Below are 16,410 nucleotides of genomic sequence, written 5' to 3' on the forward strand. Positions count from 1 at the left end.
GTCCTAAGGGATTGCGCCGGGTTGTCCAGGCGCCAGTGCCTCACTCAAAACCTGCTCCAGAACCTCGAAGCAGTGTTTGATATGCGCCTGCTTCAAGGCTTGAGGCCGGGTCACCAGATAGATCTCCATCGCTGGAAACGTCATCGACGCAAACAGCTCCACCAGATCGCGCCCCAGAATCCGCGGCATGACCGCAATCCCCATCCCGCGCCGTACCGCCTCGACCTGAGTCGTGAACGAACTCACCCTGATCTGCCGGCCCTCAAGGCCTGCGGCCTTGGCCGCGCGCATCTGCGGCAGGTTGTCCAGGGGTGGAAGCAAGCCGATGGTGGCGGCCGTCGCCGGGGTGATGTCCGGGCACCTGCGCAACAAGTCAGCACTGGCGAACACGCCATACTCAAGCTTGCCCAATGCGCGATAGATCAGCGAAGGCTCACCCTGATGCGCAGTGCGCACCGCGATGTCCGCCACGCCGCGGGCCAGCTTGTGAAACTCGGCGCTCACCTGCAGCTCCACCGAGCAGCCTGGATGAACCGACGTCACCCGATGGGCTGCCTCCAGCACCCAAGGGGCAAAGCCCTCGCCTGTACTGACCAGGATGCTGCCGCGCAGTTCGCTCTGCGACTGCGTGAGGCCCACAGTGCTCTGGCGCCTCAGTCCTTCCTCTGCGGCCAGGGCGACTTCCACCAGTGATTGTCCCCGCGGCGTCAGCCAACAGCCCTCGACACCTCTTTGCAGCAGTGGCTCGCCCAGGGCCGTTTCCAATTGGCTCAAGCGACGGGACACCGTCGAGGCCGCCACCCCCAGCAATTGGCCGGCCTGCAGAAAACTGCCGCGCCGCCAGACCGCCAGCAACAGGCGCAGATCATCCCAATTCGCTTCCAAAGCCCTACTCCCTGCTGGTCGCTTTGCAAATTCGCAAAGCCATTATGCAGGACTCGCTGTTTTTCCGTGGTGCTGGCCAAGGTATATCTAGCGCCCTCCAAACCCATGGAACGGACCGTATGAGCACTGCCCCCGAACACCGCACCCAAGCGAACGCCGATGCCGGCTATCGCCCTGAAATGCATTACACCTTTGTCACCGGGGCCACTGGCCTGCTGGGCAACAATCTGGTCCGGCAACTGCTGGCCCGAGGCTGCCAGGTCAAGGCCCTGGTACGTTCAAGAGCCAAGGGTGAACAGCAGTTCGGTTCGCTGCCAGGGTTGGAACTGGTGGTGGGCGACATGGCCGATGTCGACTGGTTCGCCGCTGCACTGCATGGCTGCGACACGCTGTTTCACACCGCGGCGTTCTTTCGCGACAACTACAAGGGTGGCAGTCACTGGCAACAACTGCAGAGGATCAACGTCCTGGGCACCCAGCGCTTACTGGAACGGGCCTACAGCGCCGGTATCCGCCGCTTCATCCACACCTCGTCGATTGCCGTGCTCAAGGGCGAGCCCGGCCAACTGATCGACGAGACGTGCCTGCGTGACCCCGCCGATGCGGATGACTACTACCGCAGCAAGATCCTCGCCGATCAAGCAGTGCTGGCGTTCCTTGAGAGCCATCCGCAGATGCATGCCTGCATGGTTCTGCCCGGCTGGATGTGGGGCCCCGGAGACATCGGGCCGACGTCCTCCGGACAACTGCTCAACGACGTGGTGCTTGGCCGCCTGCCCGGCCTGGTTCCAGGCAGTTTCTCGGTGGTCGACGCCCGTGATGTGGCACTGGCGCAGATTGCCGCCGCGCGCCAGGGACGCCGGGGCGAACGCTACCTGGCGGCGGGCCGGCACATGACCATGGCCGAACTGGTACCGCTGCTGGGGCGTGTCGCTGGCGTCAGGACCCCAGTGCGCCCGTTGCCAGTCCCTTTGCTCTATACCTTGGCGGCAGTGCAGGAAATCTATGCCCGCTTGACCGGCAAGCCGGTGTTGCTGAGCCTGGCCACGGTGCGTCTAATGCTTCAGGAATCCGGTCGCAGCCGTTTCGACCCGAGCAAGAGCGAACAGGAACTGGACCTGAGCTTCCGGTCCCTGGAACGCACCATCAGCGATACCCTGGCCTGGTATCAGGACCATGGCTGGCTTCCCAGACAGGCGCCGGCCGCCCATTCCTCGAACCGCACCAAGCAGGACGTAACCAGACCTTGAACAGCACCATCATCCTCATGCGTCACGGTCAACCCGAAGGCATAGCGAACGACAGGATTTCAGCACTCGACATGCAGGGCTGGATCCAGGACTACGATCGCTCGGCAATCACTGCGCACCCGGCCCCACCATCCAGTCTGCAACTGGCCGCCAGCGCCGCCGTGATTGTCTCCAGCAGCGCTCCTCGAGCACTGGCATCGGTGCAGGCCCTGGGGCTGCAACCGACCTTGGTGGACCCACTGTTCTGCGAGGCGCAACTGCCTTATGGACCTTGGCGACAACCACGCCTGTCACCTATTACCTGGGCGGCCATTCTGCGAATCCTGTGGTGCTGCGGTTACTCCAGGCACGTCGAAACCGCCACTGCGGCCCGGAGTCGGGCGGCAGCCGCCGCCCTGCAACTTCAGTCCCTGACCCAGCAGGGCCCCGTGCTGTTGCTCGGCCATGGCTGGATGAATCGGCTGATTGGCAAACAGCTGGCTGGCGCCGGTTGGCGTCGCCAAGAACGCTCCGGCAGCCGCTATTGGAGTGCGACGGTGTATCGGCGTAGCGCTGCCTGATCGTTGCGGCGTCATAAGTCCTGACGCTTGATGGCCCAGCGCTCAACCAGCAACACAATCATTGAATTTAACGCTGTATGTTGCGGTCTATAACGCGCCTCTCAAGCCGCAAACAGGTATAGTTGCCGGCTTGCCTGGCGCGTCGCGGGCAGCTCGGGCTGCAGGGCTTTATCAGGACTTAATGGTTGCCGTGTGTTGGTAAGACTTCTATTGATTGCACTACTGCTGGCGGTATCGGCCTGCAGCTCCAATTCCTCCAGCCCTGGCGGCACTGGGCCGCTCAAGGCCGGTGAATACCGGGTCAAGCGTGGCGACACGCTGTATTCGATCGCCAGCCGCAATGGCACCAACTGGAAGGAAGTGGCGCGGCTCAACGGCCTCAAGGCGCCCTACACCGTGGAAGTCGGCCAGGTGCTGCGGGTTGGCGGCGCGACCAGGACCACCCGCGTGGTCAGCAGCAAGTCGCGCAGCACCGCCAGCAAGAGCAAGGTCAAGGCCGCACCGCCCGCCCCGCCGATGCCCAAGGTCACCCTGCAAGGCTGGAGCTGGCCGCTGCGCGGGGTGCTGATCGGCCGTTTCTCCCCCACCGGCAAGCTCAACCAGGGCATCCGCATCGCCACCACTCAGGGCCAGCCCATCCACGCCACCCTGGGCGGCAAAGTGGCGTTCGCCGGCTACATGCGCGGTTACGGCAACCTGATGATCCTCCAGCACGGCCCCTCCTACACCAGCACCTACGCCTACAACAGCCGCTTGGTGGTCAAGGAAGGCCAGATGGTGATCAAGGGCCAGAAGATTGCCGAGGCCGGGTCCCAGGACACCGACCGCGCCCAGTTGTACTTCGAGATCCGCGCCAATGGCGTACCCGTGGACCCATTGCGGTTGTTGCCGCCGGGGTGAGTGCAACAAGACCCCTGCGCCCAGGGCCAAGGCACGTCAACGAAACCCGGGGCGATGGCCTCTCGCGCTATTGAGCGGAGGCTGCGCGGAGTCAAATGCCTCGCAGTTCGTGCTCGATGTCATCGGGCTTGCCACTCCACCAGTCGGGAGTGTCAAGCAACCCCGGGCTTGCCACCTGCTTTTCAAGCTGCGACTTCAACTTCTTCAGATATACCCGGGTCTGGATGGTCGGCTCCAACTGGCAGAGGGCTTGCCAAGCCAGCTGGATATATTCCAGGTAGCGCGTGGCCTGCTCTGCACAGGTAGAGGAAGACTCCCATCGATCAGTAAACGCACCAAGGTAGGACAAGGCGTTCTTCGCCAATATTTCCCTGGCGCCCAGCTCCTGGGTGCTGCCGATCAGTTCCTTCAAGGCTGCGCATCCCAAGTCTTTGCTGGCCTGGGTATACAGGGGTGAGCGCTCTTCAGTCAGTACCCACTTCAGTCGCGCATCATCCTGGCCCAGTGCATTCGCTACGCCATTGGGCAAGGCGAACACTTGGATGGCACTGTGTATCAGAGGCGGCGCGAGCACCGTCCGCAACGCATCCACATAGTGCTCATATGCTCGGGCAACTTCCCAGGCAGGAACACGCAGCGTGCCCTGTATAGGCTCTGCATCCAGATACAGGCGCTGTGGATCATCGCACTGAGCGGCAATGATCGCCGCCAATCGCAGCTCGCGTTCACGGAGCGCTCTTTCCGGTTGGCTGCCGTCCTTTGAGACGCTCCCATAAAAGCTCCTGATAAAGCCGATACACACGTCATATTCGCTGCGAGCCTTGAATATGGCGCCCTGAAGATCGGCCGTGTAACAGAACTCGATCAACCCCAGCAGCTCACCGGCACGGCTCAACGCTCGCTCAAAGGCTTCCCGTGAGTAGAACGAGGCGGTTCTGCCCAACTGCTCGCCATACTGGAAATTCGCCATGTTGAGCATCGCGCTGGCCACGGCAACCTCTCCTTCATCGCTACGACTGGCCGCATCACGAATAAAGTCGTTGAGGGTCTGGACGTTCTGGAATTCACCCCAGGATTTCACCAACCGGGAAAACTCGGGAATGGTGAACTCCACTTCGCGGACCGCCAGACTCATCTCATAGTGAATGTTTGCCAGAGACAGTTTGCTTCTGGCATGGCCCAGCTCTTCGATCAACTTCAGCAGGCGCTTGTTCTTAATCTCATCCTTGGGAGATTGTGCGGCGTTGAGCGCTACTTGCTTGTGCTGCTCCTGTTCCTTGGTATTGGCATTGCCGAACATGTTGGCTCTGAAGGCCGAGTGGAAACCCAACAAGTGCTCTTCAACCACCTGGGCCACCTTGGGTTCGGTCTCACGCAAGATGGTCTGCAGGATGATTCCGCGCCAGTCCAGTTGGCCCTCGGCATGTCGATCAGCCGCCGCGCCAAACACCGACAAGCTGCGGCAGATGCGTTTGGCCTGGCGCGGATTGGTGGGAAACCACTCGGCGGTCTGCGCGATGGCCGTGTCCGGCAGGAATGGGCAGCAGTATTTCAGATTCCTGGCGACCATTCGCTGCACCTGCTTCGGGCTTGGCTCGGGCAGGGTCACCGGTACATCGATGATCTTGTCCAGAAAGTGCTGGGCCGACTCGCCGAAGGCTTCGGAATAGGAGCAAAGTGCCTTGCCCACCACGTCCTTGTCGAAGGCCAGGACAAAGACAAATCCCGGCCAGTCCAGAAGTTCCCGCAGCGTCAACAGGGTCGCTGGTAGCATCCGGGGATCGGCACGGTCGAGGTCGTCGACAAAGACAATGATGCGTCTATCGCCCAGTTGCTTGCGCAGGGCATCCAGGTCGCTTTTTTCCAGTTGCAGTATTTCGCTCAGTTTCTCGAAGACCAACCCTGCCGCGCCGGCGGCCAAGGTTACGATTTCGCTGTAGCTGGCCGACTCGGGCAGTTTGAGGTCAGCGGTTTTATTGGCGGCTTTTCCCAGGATCTCGGCGATCTTTTTCGACTGGCGCTTGGTCCAGTGCTTGAAGGGTTCGCCAACACCTGAACGTTGCAGTGTATCCGCCAGCGCCAGATAGAACTGAACGATGAACTCCTGCTCCCCGGTGGTGCGCCACGCGGGAAGCCGGATGACAATATCGTCGTTCTTCTCAGCAATCTGCTGCAGAAAATTCAGCACGCTGGTCTTGCCGCTGCCCCACTGACCATAGAGGCCGATCCGCGCCGACCAGCCCAAGGGCGTCGCGGTGATCATGCGGTAGACCAGCTTGGCCACCGGCCAGCGGTCCAGAAGGTCGTCCTCGCGTCGGGTCAGCGCCGCGTCGTGCCCGCCCGGGGCGGTAAAAGCCTGTGTGGCTGACATCTGCTTACGTCCTTACTGCTGCGGCTTGATCAGCTCGATGGAAATCATTTTGTGCATGCCACTGAGGGGCACCAGACGCTTGACGTCCATCTGGTAGAAACCGGCCACCGGACTGATGGACGCCGGCATGGCCGGGGTGCAACCGGTCAGGCTGTAGAGGTTCATGTAGTCGGCATTGGGGTCGCCCACGGTGCCCTGGCGCATGGACAGGCTGCAACGCAGACTGCCCTTGAGCCCCGGGCCACCGTCACCCTGGACTTCCAGGCGCAACGGGCAGACACCCATGCGCCGCCCACCCATCCAGGGGTCCTGGGCCTGCGGGCATTCCTGGTCGCCGACGGTGGCCATGACCTGGCCCACCAACTGGCGCAGGTCCTTGTTTTGGTCGGGCCAGACTTCGCCGTTGTCGACCATGCGGTCCTTGATGAACAGGGTGTAGCGCACAGGGAAGCCGACCTTGTTGCTGAGCATGAACGCGCCCTGGGAATAGGCCAGCTTGTCGCCGGCGATGCAACCGGCGCGATCGGTGACGGAGAACTCGGTGGTGTTGAGGTTCTTGATATCGGTGCCGCCGTTGAATCTGATCAGGCACTGGGCTTGCCGGCCATCGCGGCAGTTGTTTTCCACCAGGCGCAACCCCTTGCCGACCACAGCGCTGTCGTCGATGACAAAACCGTTGAAGTTGGTCATGTCGCTGGGCAGCACGCGGTTGACCCGCAAGTCGACGAGAAAATCGCCGTTCTGTGCCAGCGAAGGCTCCAGGTTCATCGAGAAGCGTGCATTGCATTGCTGCTTCAGGGTCACCTTGAAGTTCTGCGCATCCGGCAGGCCACCGATCATGCCACCCGCACCGATCGGCAGGCCGAGAACGCTGCCCAGGGTGCTCAGAATGCCCGAGATCATGGCCTTGGTCTTGGCATAGGCCTCCAGCTCGTCGTTGGTCATGTTGCTGACTTGGGCTTGGCTGAAGTTTTTCGACTGGTTCCAGTTGAAGCTGGTGGTGGAGCTGATGGTCCCGCTGAGCCGGGCTTCGTCGCAGGCCCCGCGTTCCTGGCAGAACTTGAGGTTGAAACCCCAATCCTTGTGGAAGATATCGAAGATGTTGAACATCGGTTTGCTCAAGGCCATCACCAGCATGCCCTGCTGGCGCGCGCCGATCACCACGGGACCGGACTCAAGGCCCTTGGCGGTGGCGTATTTGGGCACGCTTACCGGGTATTTGCGCTCGAAATCCGAAGAATCGACGTGGAACGGCGGCTCAAACGTGATGGGATAGTCCCCTTCGTTCTCGATCACCAGGGTGATGAAATCAGGCTCCGCTGCCTGAGTCTCAAGGCTTAGTACCGCCAATGGCAGGCTAAGCAGGCAGCTTGTCAGCAAAGTCGTTTGGCAACGGGTCCAGAATCCAGTCCTGCGCATCGTCAATCCTTGAACATGGGAGAGGGGGCGCTCACTTTAAATGCTTTATGGCGTATTGCCATCCCCCTTCTCTTGCTCGCTCCGGATCAGCATCAGGCGCCACCGGCGAATGTTAAAACCGTTTAACCGTGCTCCCCGGGCCGCATCGGTCTACATTCAATCACCAGGCTCGCCCTCCTCCTCTGGCCTGAGCCGACTCAACTGCAGCGAGCCCCCCATGTCGCCATTCGAGACACGCCCTATCCAGGTGCAGTACCTCAAAGCCGCCTGCTCAAGTTGCAGCGTTCTGGAATTGTGTTTGCCCCTGGGCCTCAGCCACCAGGAGGTCGAACGCCTGGACACCTTGATCCTGCAACGGGTCAGGGTGAAGAAAGGCCACACGCTGTATCGCGCCGGCGATCCCTTGCACTCGCTGTACGCGGTGCGCCTGGGGTTCTTCAAGACCAGCGTGCTGTCGGTGGACGGTCGTGAACAGGTCACCGGGTTCCAGATGGCCGGGGAGATCCTCGGGCTGGATGCCATCAGCAGCAACCTGCACGCCTGCAGCGCCTTTGCCCTGGAAGATGGCGAGGTGTGCCCGATTCCCTTTGCCCAGCTGGAACAGCTGTCCCAGGCCCTGCCTTCGCTGCAGCACAACCTGAACAAGATCCTCAGCCGGGAGATCGTGCGTGATCACAGCATGTTGCTGCAGATGGGCAACATGAACGCCGACGAGCGTCTGGCAGCCTTTCTGCTCAATCTGTCGCAACGCCTGAGCCTGCGGGGCTATTCGTCACGGGCCTTTGTCCTGCGCATGCGCCGCGAGGAGATCGGCTCCTACCTGGGCCTGCGCCTGGAAACCATTTGCCGGTGCATCGCCCATCTGCGGGATCAGGGCTTAGTGATCATCGATGGCAAGCAGGTCCAGATCCTCGATCTGGAAGGCCTGAAACAGCGGGTGGCGGGTTGTCATAACGCCGCCAGGGAATAGTCCCCCGGCCCCTCAAGGCTGCAACTCCACGCTGTCCCGGTATTCCGGCACCGACACCGACCAGCCCAGTTCCAGGCTGATGCGCCGGCGCAAGGTGTCGGCGGCGTTGGCCTCGCCGTGGACCACGTAGGTGTGTTTCGGCGGGCGCTTGAAGCCTCGCAGCCATTGCATGATCTCGTCGGCATCGGCATGGGCCGAGAGGCTCTGCATGGCCGTGACCTCGGCGCGGATCGGCACTTCCCGGCCATGGATACGTACCGACTCGGCGCCAGCGATGATCTGCGCACCACGGGTGCCGCCGGCCTGGAACCCGGGAATCAACAGGCTGTTGGCCGGGTCGGGCGCCAGTACCTTGAGGTGGTACAGCACCCGACCGCCGGTGGCCATGCCGCTGGCGGCGATGATCACCGCCGGGGTCTTGAGCGAGTCCAGGGCCATGGATTCCTGGGTGCTGCGCACGATGTGCGCGACATGGCACATGCCTTCGCACTCTTCCCGGGACAGCCGGTGGTCACTGCGAAAGCGCTGGTACAGATGGGTGGCGTCGGTGGCCATCGGGCTGTTGAGGTAGATGGGCAGGTCGGGAATCGCCTGGCGCTGGCGCAAGCGATACAGGTGATACATCAGTAACTGCGCGCGGCCCACGGCAAAGGACGGCACCAGGGTGATGCCGCCACGCTGGGCGGTGCGGTTGATGACGTCAGCCAGTTGCTGCTCGGGGTCGTCCCGGGAATGCAGGCGATCGCCATAGGTCGACTCCACCAGCAGGTAGTCGGCCTGTTCGATGCTTTGCGGGGCGAACATCACCGGGTCCTGCATGCGTCCCAGGTCGCCGGAGAACACCAGTGTCATGCCTGCGGCATCCACCTGGACCGTGGCGGCGCCAAGAATATGCCCGGCACCGCGCAATTGAATGTGCATCCCCGGCACCACTTCCACTCGGTGCTGCAGTTGCACCGGGTGCAGAAGTTTCAGGGCCTGTTCGGCATCGCGCTCGGTATACAGCGGCAATGCCGGGGAGTGCTTGGAATAGCCATGACGATTGGCATAGGCCGCCTCCTCTTCCTGCAGGCGACCGCTGTCGCGCAGCAGAATCTTCGCCAACTCGCAGGTAGCCGCCGTGGCATACACCGGCCCGCGATAGCCGTTGCGCACCAGCACCGGCAGGTAACCGCTGTGATCAAGGTGAGCATGGGTCAGGACAATGGCATCCAGTTCACGCAGTGGCAGGCCAAAGGCCTCCCAGTTGTGCTGGCGCAGTTGCTTGTAGCCCTGGAACAGCCCGCAGTCCACCAGCACATGCCGGCCCTCGTGCTGCAACAGGTATTTGCTGCCGGTGACAGTGCCGGCGGCACCGAGAAAGCTAATGCGCATCGTCATCTCCTGGCTGCCGGGCAGGGCCACGGCTCAAGCCCGATCTCACTCCTGAGGCTCCACCAGCATCAGGCTGCAAGGTGTGTGATACAGCAGTTGCTCGGCGCTGGAACCGATGAAGCGTTGCAAGCCTCGGCGATGCACACGCCCGAGGACCATCAGGTCGAAATCGTTGTCGGCGGCGAAGCGTGCGATGACCTGATGCGGCACACCCTCCAGGCGATAACAGTGCTCAGGGGCAATGGCGTAGCGCTCGGCCAGGGTCTCGAAGGCTTCCTGCTGCGCATCATTCACCGCATCGCGCAAGCTGATGTTGGTGTCAGGACTGTAGATCGGCAGGCCGGTGGCGTTCTCAGTGGCCCAATCCACCACATTCAGCAAGTGCACCCGGGCACCGCAGTGTTTGGCCAGGGTCGCGCACATCTCGAGAATGCGTTGGTTCAGGCCCTGGGTCAGGTATTCCAGATGGGACAGGTCCAGGGCGGCCAGTACCTTCAACGGCAAGGGGTGCCGGCAGTCCGTTACCAGGTGCAACGGCTGGCGCAGCTCGCGCAGCAGCAACCAGTCCAGAGGCTGGTAGAAGATGCGCCTGAGGCTTGGCACCGGCTGGGCGTCCTTGACCACCAGGTCCGGGTGGTAGTCGCTCACATAGTCGAGAATCTCCTGCAGGCGAGCCTTGGCCCACAGCACCTCGGTGCTCACCTGCAAACCGTGGGCCCGCTCGAAGCGGGCCTGTTGTTCCAGCCAATGCCGATGCACCTGCAGGTAGCCTTCCCGGGCCTGGGCCATGGCTTGATGATCGAACAGCCCCGCCACCTCCAGCACCTCGACGAAGTCAAAGGCGACGATGTGCAAACTGGCGCCCAAGGCCCGGGCCAACGCGCTTGCGCGATCAAATGCCGGGCTGCGGGACAGGGCCGTAGGTGCAATCAATAGCACGCGTTGCAGTGTGGACATGGGCACCTCCCGGACGGCGCACTGAACAACGGCCAGGGCGCCCCCAGCCGATGCCTCGATGATGCTCGCCACCTACGCCGCCGGCTTGATAAAAATCACAAAGCGGCGGGTTAACACCGCGTCGGCAGTGAAAACCCGCCCCCCTGAGCCGCGTCTGATCCAGATCAGATCCTGCCCCCTGCAACAGGCGTAAAGGATAGGAACCACGCGGCCTGGGGTCGCGGGCCACGCTTGATCATCCCTAGAGGATCGCCCCCATGTTCAGCATCAAAGAACACAATGACCAGGCCGCCGCAGCCTATGGCTGCGTGACCGGTCAGCACTGGATCGAAGCCCTTGATGATGGCCGCCACGTGCTGATCAGGCCCCTGACAGAGCAGGATCGGCAGCGCGAATACGATTTCATCAAGCGGCTGTCCGCCGATTCCCGGCACATGCGTTTTCTGGCCCAGATCAAGGAGCCCGACACCGCCATGCTTAACCAGTTGATGGACGTCGATGGCAAGCAGCGCCTGGCATACATAGCCCTGGTGCATGAAAACGGCAAACTGATTGAAATCGGCGTCAGTCGTTATGCCGCCGCCACCGGCGATCAATGCGAATGCGCGGTCACTGTCGCCGATGAATGGCAGCACCTGGGCCTGGGCTCATTGCTGATGACCCACCTGATCCGCGCAGCCCGCCAGCATGGTTTTCAGCAGATGTATTCAGTGGACAGCGCCAACAACCAGCCGATGCGTGAGCTGGCCGCTGCCTTGGGTTTCACCACCCGTACCGATCCCGACGATGCCCATCAGGTGCTGCACCGCCTGTTCCTCTGACCCGAGCTGCCACGCCGCCCCATGGCGGGCGTGGCCGGCCCCTGTCACTGCTGGGGTTCGCGCGGTGGCTTGACCGCCCAGATACTGCAGGGTGCCTGCAACAGCAGGTGCTCGGCAGTGCTGCCCAGGCGCTTGTGCACACCACGGTGCTGGGTGGTGCCCATGACAATCACATCGCTCTGATGCTCCTCGGCGAAGCGGCAGATTTGCTGCAGCGGCATGCCTTCAATGAAGTGACTGCGTTCCGGGGGCACACCGTGGCGCTCCGCCAGCGCGCGATAAACCTCGTGTTGCGCCGCGCCCAGGGCTTCATACAAACCACTGGCCAAGGACAGCGCGCCGGCGCCGGTGTCCTTGGCATAGACCGCCACCCAGTCATACACATGCAGCAGGTCCAGCTCGGCGTCGCACTGCTCGGCCAGTTTTACCGCCGCGTCGACGATCTGATCGTTGAACTGCAAGTCCTGCACTTCGCTGCGCAGCACGTCGATGATCGCCAGCACCCGCCGCGGCCGCGGGTGGCGGGCTTCGGTCACCAGATGCACCGGCAAGGTGCAGTCGCGCAAGAGTTGCCAGTCCAGCGGGGTATAGAAGATCCGCCGCATCGCCGACTCGGCATGGGCATCCTTGATGATCAGGGCCAGGGGCATTTCATTGGCGAACTGCTGGATCGCCTGATACGGCTGGGTGACCCACAGCGCCTCGCACGTCACCTGCAGGCCCTGCTCGCGCATCGGTTGCGCCTGTTGTTCCAGCCATTGCCGGTGCTGTTGCAGATAGGCCACCTGCAATTGCTCGGCCTGGCCGCTGTCGAACAGCCCTGCCAGCGTCAGCGCCTGAAGATGATCCAGGGCGACCATGTGCACCGGCAGTTGCAAGGCCTTGGCCAGTTGCGCAGTGCGCTCGAAAGCCGCGGTGCGCTGCATCTGCTGGGGCGCGATCAAGAGTAAACGTGGTGTTTGCGACATGGTTCACCTCGGCTCAAGCGCTTGAAAAAAAACCGCAAGGGGCACTCAAGACTGAGCGCTCTGGCCAGAGGCGAGTTGATCTTTGTCAGGCGTCGCGTTTTTTTCCAGGGCCTGGTTACTGCAGCCAGACGCCGCCCCACATCGCCAGGGTCAACAGCACCTGCCCTGGAACGACGTAGAGGGCAAAGCGCCGCCCGCCACTGATGGCTGCCAGCACGCACTTGCTGAGTGCGTTGCTGCTGACGGCCAGCATCACCACGCTGCCGATGGCCGCGCCGGGCAATTGCCCGGACTTGACCAGCGAAGCAATGGACGCCGTGGACGCATGGGCATCGGCAAAACCGCTAATCACCGCGGTCAACATCACCCCCAACTGCCCGAAGTAGTTGAGCATGAGGGAAGACGCGAAGGTGATGGCGCTCATGGTCAGGGCCACGATCAAGGCCAGCTTGGGATTGAACGCGCCCTTGTCGCTGACCGGTTCGACGCTGCCGGGATCGGTGCGGGGAAACATCAGGCAGGCGGCATACAGCGCCGTGCTCGCGCCCCCCAGCAGCAGGGGCAGCCACATGGCCTGCAGCAGCGCGCTATCGACCGTCGCCAGGATCAGGCCGATCTGCGCCACTGTGGCCAGGTTAGAGAGAATCGCCGCCGCGCCGAGGGTCCGAACCTGCTGCGGCGCGTTGGCGACCCGCTGGCCCATGGAGACGATGGTCAAGGTGCTGGACACGAACCCCGACGCTACGGCGCTCAGGGCATACCCGTAATGGGTGCCCAGGGCTCGTACCGCCACATGTCCCAAGGCGCCCACCGCCATCAACAGCACGGTCAGGGTGCCTATGGTGCGCAAGTTGAAGGCGCCATAGGGACCGATGAACCGGTCGGGCGCCAATGGCAGGATCACCAGCGCCGCCACCAGCAGGGTCAGACCATCGGCGATTTCCCGGTCGCTCAACTGACTGCGCACAAAGTGATGGAGTGTCTGTCGATAGGCCAGCAAGGCGGTCATGACAACGGCGATGGCCAGCGCCAGCTCCGGGGCCGTGCCACATAAGGCCCCGAGGATCAGCACCGCCAGCAGCGCCACTTCGCTGGTGACCCCCGGGTCCTCTTGCTCGTTGCGCCAATAGGCCACCGTCACCAACCCGGCCACCGCAATGGCCAGCGAGGCCAGCAGCAGCGGGCCGCCGACTCGCTGGCCGATGAACCCCAACAGCGCGGTGATGGCGAAGGTACGCAACCCGGCGCTGCCACGCTGAGGCCCCTGCCCTTTGCGCCGCTCGCGCTCCAGGCCCACCAGCATGCCGATCCCCAGCGCCGCGGCGGCGTTGGTCAGGTCGATGGTTTCAAGCATTGCGCCCCCCAGGAAGACAGCCCACACCGAGAATAGAGCGCTGCCGGCGCTTTCGCGAATCGGCGGCCCAGCGCCTTGCAGCAGCCGGCTTGCCGGCGAAGGCAGTGTTGAGGGCGATGCAGGGTTTGCGGGCTTCTTCGCTATGGGTCAGGCGCGGCCATGGCGTTTCAGGGTCTGGCTGGGCAACTCCTTGAACAGCGCTCGATAGCTGCTGGAGAAGCGTCCCAGGTGCCAGAACGACCAGTGCATCGCCACTTCGGCCACGGTGGTTTCACCAGGGCCACGGCTGAGCAACTCCCGGTGTGCGCTGTTGAGCCGGCGCAGGCGCAGCCATTGACTGGGGGCCATGCCAGTAAAGGCCTTGAACGCACTCTGCAACTGGCGCAGGGAGACCCCGGCCACCTGGGACAGCTCCAGCAGGTTGAGGGTTTCTTCGGGCACGTCGGCGGCCCATTGCGCCACCCGCTGCATGATGCCCCGCTCCTCGTTGCGCCGTTGCAGGCCGCCCGGGTCCAGGCGCACGCAGGCGTTGTCGAGGATGTACAGGCAGTCGTCCAGCAATTGCTGAGTCAAGGCTTCGCGGCTGGGTGGGTCGAGGGTCTGGGACAGACGGGTCAAGGTGGAACTCAGCCAGCGGCAGAACAGGGCATTCTGCTGGTTGGTCAGCGGCGCCATGAACAGGCCCTCCAGGCGTTCCACTCCCAGGCCCTGGCGCTGGACGAATTCGGGGCCGAACACCACCGCCACTTCCTGGTAGTTCTCCGGGGTGATCCAGATGTTGCGGCTCTCGCCATTGAGCAGGTAGAGGGCGTTGTCGCTGCGATCGAAACAGAACGCCAGGGCGCCTTGCGGGGCACTGAAATTCTGCTCGACCCGGGTGTTCATGCATTCCTCGTAGATCTCTACGCCCTGCAGGTCGAGGTAGCGCACCAGGCCGTTGAAATGCCCGGGGGACATCTGCTGGTAGTGCTGGACCCAACCCGGGGTGGCACGGATCTGATCGGCGACATCGAAGGTGTTGAAGGCTTGGACCTGAAGCGGATTGGACGCTGTCATCGGGGGACCTTGCGCACTCTTTTGGTGCGCTTTGGTGCTGCTTAAAGTGGATAGATGGAACAACAAGGCTCGCCCAAGATAGTCGCCAATGCGCCGCAGGGGAAGCCTTGCCGGGATACTCCCGCTCACCTCGGTGCAGACAAAACCAATCATCGAGGTCTTTATGAACGCCCCTTTCGATCAGCTTTCCTCCTGGCTGAAAGATCACAAGATTACCGAAGTAGAGTGCGTGGTCAGCGACCTGACCGGCATTGCCCGCGGCAAGATCGCGCCCACCAACAAGTTCCTGCATGAGCGCGGCATGCGCCTGCCGGAAAGTGTCCTGCTGCAAACGGTAACCGGGGATTTTGTCGACGACGACCTGTACTACGAACTGCTGGACCCGGCGGACATCGACATGATCTGCCGCCCCGACTCGTCATCGATCTACCTGGTGCCCTGGGCTATCGAGCCCACGGCCATCGTCATCCACGACACCTTCGACAAGTTCGGCAACCCCATCGAGCTGTCGCCGCGCAACGTGCTGAAAAAAGTGCTGCAGCTGTACACCGACAAGGGCTGGCAGCCGATCGTCGCCCCGGAAATGGAGTTCTACCTGACCCAGCGCTGCGAAGACCCGGACCTGCCGCTCAAGGCGCCCCTGGGCCGTTCGGGACGGGCGGAAAGCGGCCGCCAGTCGTTCTCCATCGATGCCGCCAACGAGTTCGACCCGCTGTTCGAGGATGTCTACGACTGGTGCGAAGCCCAGGGCCTGGACCTGGACACGCTGATCCACGAAGACGGCCCGGCACAGATGGAAATCAACTTCCGCCACGGCGACGCCCTGGATCTGGCGGACCAGATCACCGTGTTCAAGCGCACCCTGCGCGAGGCCGCGCTCAAGCACAACGTCACCGCCACCTTCATGGCCAAGCCGGTGGCCGATGAGCCCGGCAGCGCCATGCACCTGCACCAGAGCGTGGTGGACATCGCCACCGGCAAGCCGATCTTCGTCGACGCCGATGGCCAGAAGAGCCAGCTGTTCCTGCACCACATCGGCGGTCTGCAGAAGTACATCCCCAAGGTGCTGCCGATGTTCGCCCCCAACGTCAACTCGTTCCGCCGCTTTTTGCCGGACACCTCGGCCCCGGTGAACGTCGAATGGGGCGAGGAAAACCGCACCGTCGGCCTGCGTGTGCCCACCGCCAGCCCCGATGCCATGCGCGTGGAAAACCGCCTTCCCGGCGCCGATGCCAACCCTTACCTGGCCATCGCCGCCAGCCTGCTGTGCGGCTACCTGGGCATGGTCGAGGGCATCGAGCCCAGCGCCCCGGTGGAAGGCCGGGCCTATGAACGCCGCAACCTGCGCCTGCCGATCACCATCGAGGACGCCCTGGCGCACATGGAGGATTGCCCGACTATCGAGCACTACCTGGGGCGCAAGTTCGTCCGTGGCTATGTGGCGGTCAAGCGCGCCGAACACGAGAACTTCAAGCGCGTGATCAGCTCCTGGGAACGCGAGTTCCTGCTGCTCAGCGTCTGATTT

Annotated in this window: 14 protein-coding genes; 6 read left to right on the forward strand and 8 right to left on the reverse strand. The window is 62.8% G+C overall.

The window, feature by feature from the left end:
* Window positions 1-3: 3 nt before the first annotated feature.
* Window positions 4-885, reverse strand: coding sequence for a LysR family transcriptional regulator (locus PQT43_RS12655; protein WP_267268161.1), 882 nt, complete (start codon window positions 883-885; stop codon window positions 4-6).
* Between the two features lie 179 nt (window positions 886-1,064).
* Between PQT43_RS12655 and PQT43_RS12660 the strand changes: the two genes are divergently transcribed.
* The 3 genes from PQT43_RS12660 (at window position 1,065) to PQT43_RS12670 (ending at window position 3,595) form a co-directional block, all read left to right on the forward strand.
* Window positions 1,065-2,135 carry an SDR family oxidoreductase gene (locus PQT43_RS12660; protein WP_267270043.1) on the forward strand — a complete coding sequence of 357 codons (1,071 nt, stop codon included), beginning with the start codon at window positions 1,065-1,067 and terminating at the stop codon, window positions 2,133-2,135.
* 17 nt (window positions 2,136-2,152) lie between these two features.
* Window positions 2,153-2,695 carry a histidine phosphatase family protein gene (locus tag PQT43_RS12665; protein ID WP_267270042.1) on the forward strand — a complete coding sequence of 181 codons (543 nt, stop codon included), beginning with the start codon at window positions 2,153-2,155 and terminating at the stop codon, window positions 2,693-2,695.
* A 192-nt stretch (window positions 2,696-2,887) separates the two neighbouring features.
* Window positions 2,888-3,595 carry a peptidoglycan DD-metalloendopeptidase family protein gene (locus PQT43_RS12670; protein WP_102879395.1) on the forward strand — a complete coding sequence of 236 codons (708 nt, stop codon included), beginning with the start codon at window positions 2,888-2,890 and terminating at the stop codon, window positions 3,593-3,595.
* 91 nt (window positions 3,596-3,686) lie between these two features.
* On the opposite strand, the gene PQT43_RS12675 is transcribed toward PQT43_RS12670, so the two are convergent.
* Window positions 3,687-5,879, reverse strand: a complete 2,193-nt coding sequence (locus PQT43_RS12675) for a KAP family P-loop NTPase fold protein (RefSeq protein ID WP_272754027.1) — start codon at window positions 5,877-5,879, stop codon at window positions 3,687-3,689.
* Between the two features lie 99 nt (window positions 5,880-5,978).
* On the reverse strand, window positions 5,979-7,385 hold the full coding sequence (locus PQT43_RS12680) for a hypothetical protein (protein ID WP_272754028.1): 1,407 nt from the start codon (window positions 7,383-7,385) through the stop codon (window positions 5,979-5,981).
* Between the two features lie 217 nt (window positions 7,386-7,602).
* Between PQT43_RS12680 and fnr the strand changes: the two genes are divergently transcribed.
* Complete coding sequence (gene fnr, locus PQT43_RS12685; RefSeq protein WP_102879398.1) at window positions 7,603-8,355, forward strand: fumarate/nitrate reduction transcriptional regulator Fnr; 753 nt, start codon at window positions 7,603-7,605, stop codon at window positions 8,353-8,355.
* A gap of 12 nt (window positions 8,356-8,367) precedes the next feature.
* Here the strand turns inward: fnr and PQT43_RS12690 are convergent, their stop codons facing one another.
* Together PQT43_RS12690 and PQT43_RS12695 are read right to left on the reverse strand one after the other, a co-directional pair.
* Window positions 8,368-9,729 carry an MBL fold metallo-hydrolase RNA specificity domain-containing protein gene (locus tag PQT43_RS12690; protein ID WP_110595744.1) on the reverse strand — a complete coding sequence of 454 codons (1,362 nt, stop codon included), beginning with the start codon at window positions 9,727-9,729 and terminating at the stop codon, window positions 8,368-8,370.
* 45 nt (window positions 9,730-9,774) lie between these two features.
* Window positions 9,775-10,686, reverse strand: a complete 912-nt coding sequence (locus PQT43_RS12695; protein ID WP_102879400.1) for a universal stress protein — start codon at window positions 10,684-10,686, stop codon at window positions 9,775-9,777.
* 257 nt (window positions 10,687-10,943) lie between these two features.
* Between PQT43_RS12695 and PQT43_RS12700 the strand changes: the two genes are divergently transcribed.
* Window positions 10,944-11,507, forward strand: a complete 564-nt coding sequence (locus PQT43_RS12700) for a GNAT family N-acetyltransferase (RefSeq protein WP_110651654.1) — start codon at window positions 10,944-10,946, stop codon at window positions 11,505-11,507.
* Between the two features lie 44 nt (window positions 11,508-11,551).
* Here the strand turns inward: PQT43_RS12700 and PQT43_RS12705 are convergent, their stop codons facing one another.
* The 3 genes from PQT43_RS12705 to PQT43_RS12715 form a co-directional block, all read right to left on the reverse strand.
* The gene (locus PQT43_RS12705; protein ID WP_102879402.1) at window positions 11,552-12,475 is read right to left on the reverse strand and encodes a universal stress protein; all 924 of its coding nucleotides are present in this window, start codon (window positions 12,473-12,475) and stop codon (window positions 11,552-11,554) included.
* A gap of 115 nt (window positions 12,476-12,590) precedes the next feature.
* A complete protein-coding gene (locus tag PQT43_RS12710) occupies window positions 12,591-13,829 on the reverse strand; it encodes an MgtC/SapB family protein (protein WP_110651650.1) in 1,239 nt (412 codons plus the stop codon).
* 147 nt (window positions 13,830-13,976) lie between these two features.
* Window positions 13,977-14,885 (reverse strand): helix-turn-helix domain-containing protein, encoded by a 909-nt coding sequence (locus tag PQT43_RS12715; RefSeq protein ID WP_272754029.1) that lies wholly within the window; start codon window positions 14,883-14,885, stop codon window positions 13,977-13,979.
* 163 nt (window positions 14,886-15,048) lie between these two features.
* On the opposite strand from PQT43_RS12715, the gene PQT43_RS12720 reads away from it, so the two are divergent.
* Complete coding sequence (locus PQT43_RS12720; protein ID WP_110651646.1) at window positions 15,049-16,407, forward strand: glutamine synthetase family protein; 1,359 nt, start codon at window positions 15,049-15,051, stop codon at window positions 16,405-16,407.
* Window positions 16,408-16,410: the final 3 nt, after the last annotated feature.

Origin of the sequence: Pseudomonas sp. BLCC-B112 (assembly GCF_028550695.1) — a bacterium.
GTDB lineage: Bacteria > Pseudomonadota > Gammaproteobacteria > Pseudomonadales > Pseudomonadaceae > Aquipseudomonas > Aquipseudomonas danubii.

Coding starts and splice junctions, on each gene's coding strand:
- PQT43_RS12695 (WP_102879400.1), bottom strand. CDS start 10,686: ATGTCCACACTGCAACGCGTGCTATTGATTGCACCTACGGCCCTGTCC.
- fnr (WP_102879398.1), top strand. CDS start 7,603: ATGTCGCCATTCGAGACACGCCCTATCCAGGTGCAGTACCTCAAAGCC.
- PQT43_RS12660 (WP_267270043.1), top strand. CDS start 1,065: ATGCATTACACCTTTGTCACCGGGGCCACTGGCCTGCTGGGCAACAAT.
- PQT43_RS12720 (WP_110651646.1), top strand. CDS start 15,049: ATGAACGCCCCTTTCGATCAGCTTTCCTCCTGGCTGAAAGATCACAAG.
- PQT43_RS12705 (WP_102879402.1), bottom strand. CDS start 12,475: ATGTCGCAAACACCACGTTTACTCTTGATCGCGCCCCAGCAGATGCAG.
- PQT43_RS12665 (WP_267270042.1), top strand. CDS start 2,153: ATGCGTCACGGTCAACCCGAAGGCATAGCGAACGACAGGATTTCAGCA.
- PQT43_RS12700 (WP_110651654.1), top strand. CDS start 10,944: ATGTTCAGCATCAAAGAACACAATGACCAGGCCGCCGCAGCCTATGGC.
- PQT43_RS12690 (WP_110595744.1), bottom strand. CDS start 9,729: ATGCGCATTAGCTTTCTCGGTGCCGCCGGCACTGTCACCGGCAGCAAA.
- PQT43_RS12680 (WP_272754028.1), bottom strand. CDS start 7,385: ATGCGCAGGACTGGATTCTGGACCCGTTGCCAAACGACTTTGCTGACA.
- PQT43_RS12710 (WP_110651650.1), bottom strand. CDS start 13,829: ATGCTTGAAACCATCGACCTGACCAACGCCGCCGCGGCGCTGGGGATC.
- PQT43_RS12715 (WP_272754029.1), bottom strand. CDS start 14,885: ATGACAGCGTCCAATCCGCTTCAGGTCCAAGCCTTCAACACCTTCGAT.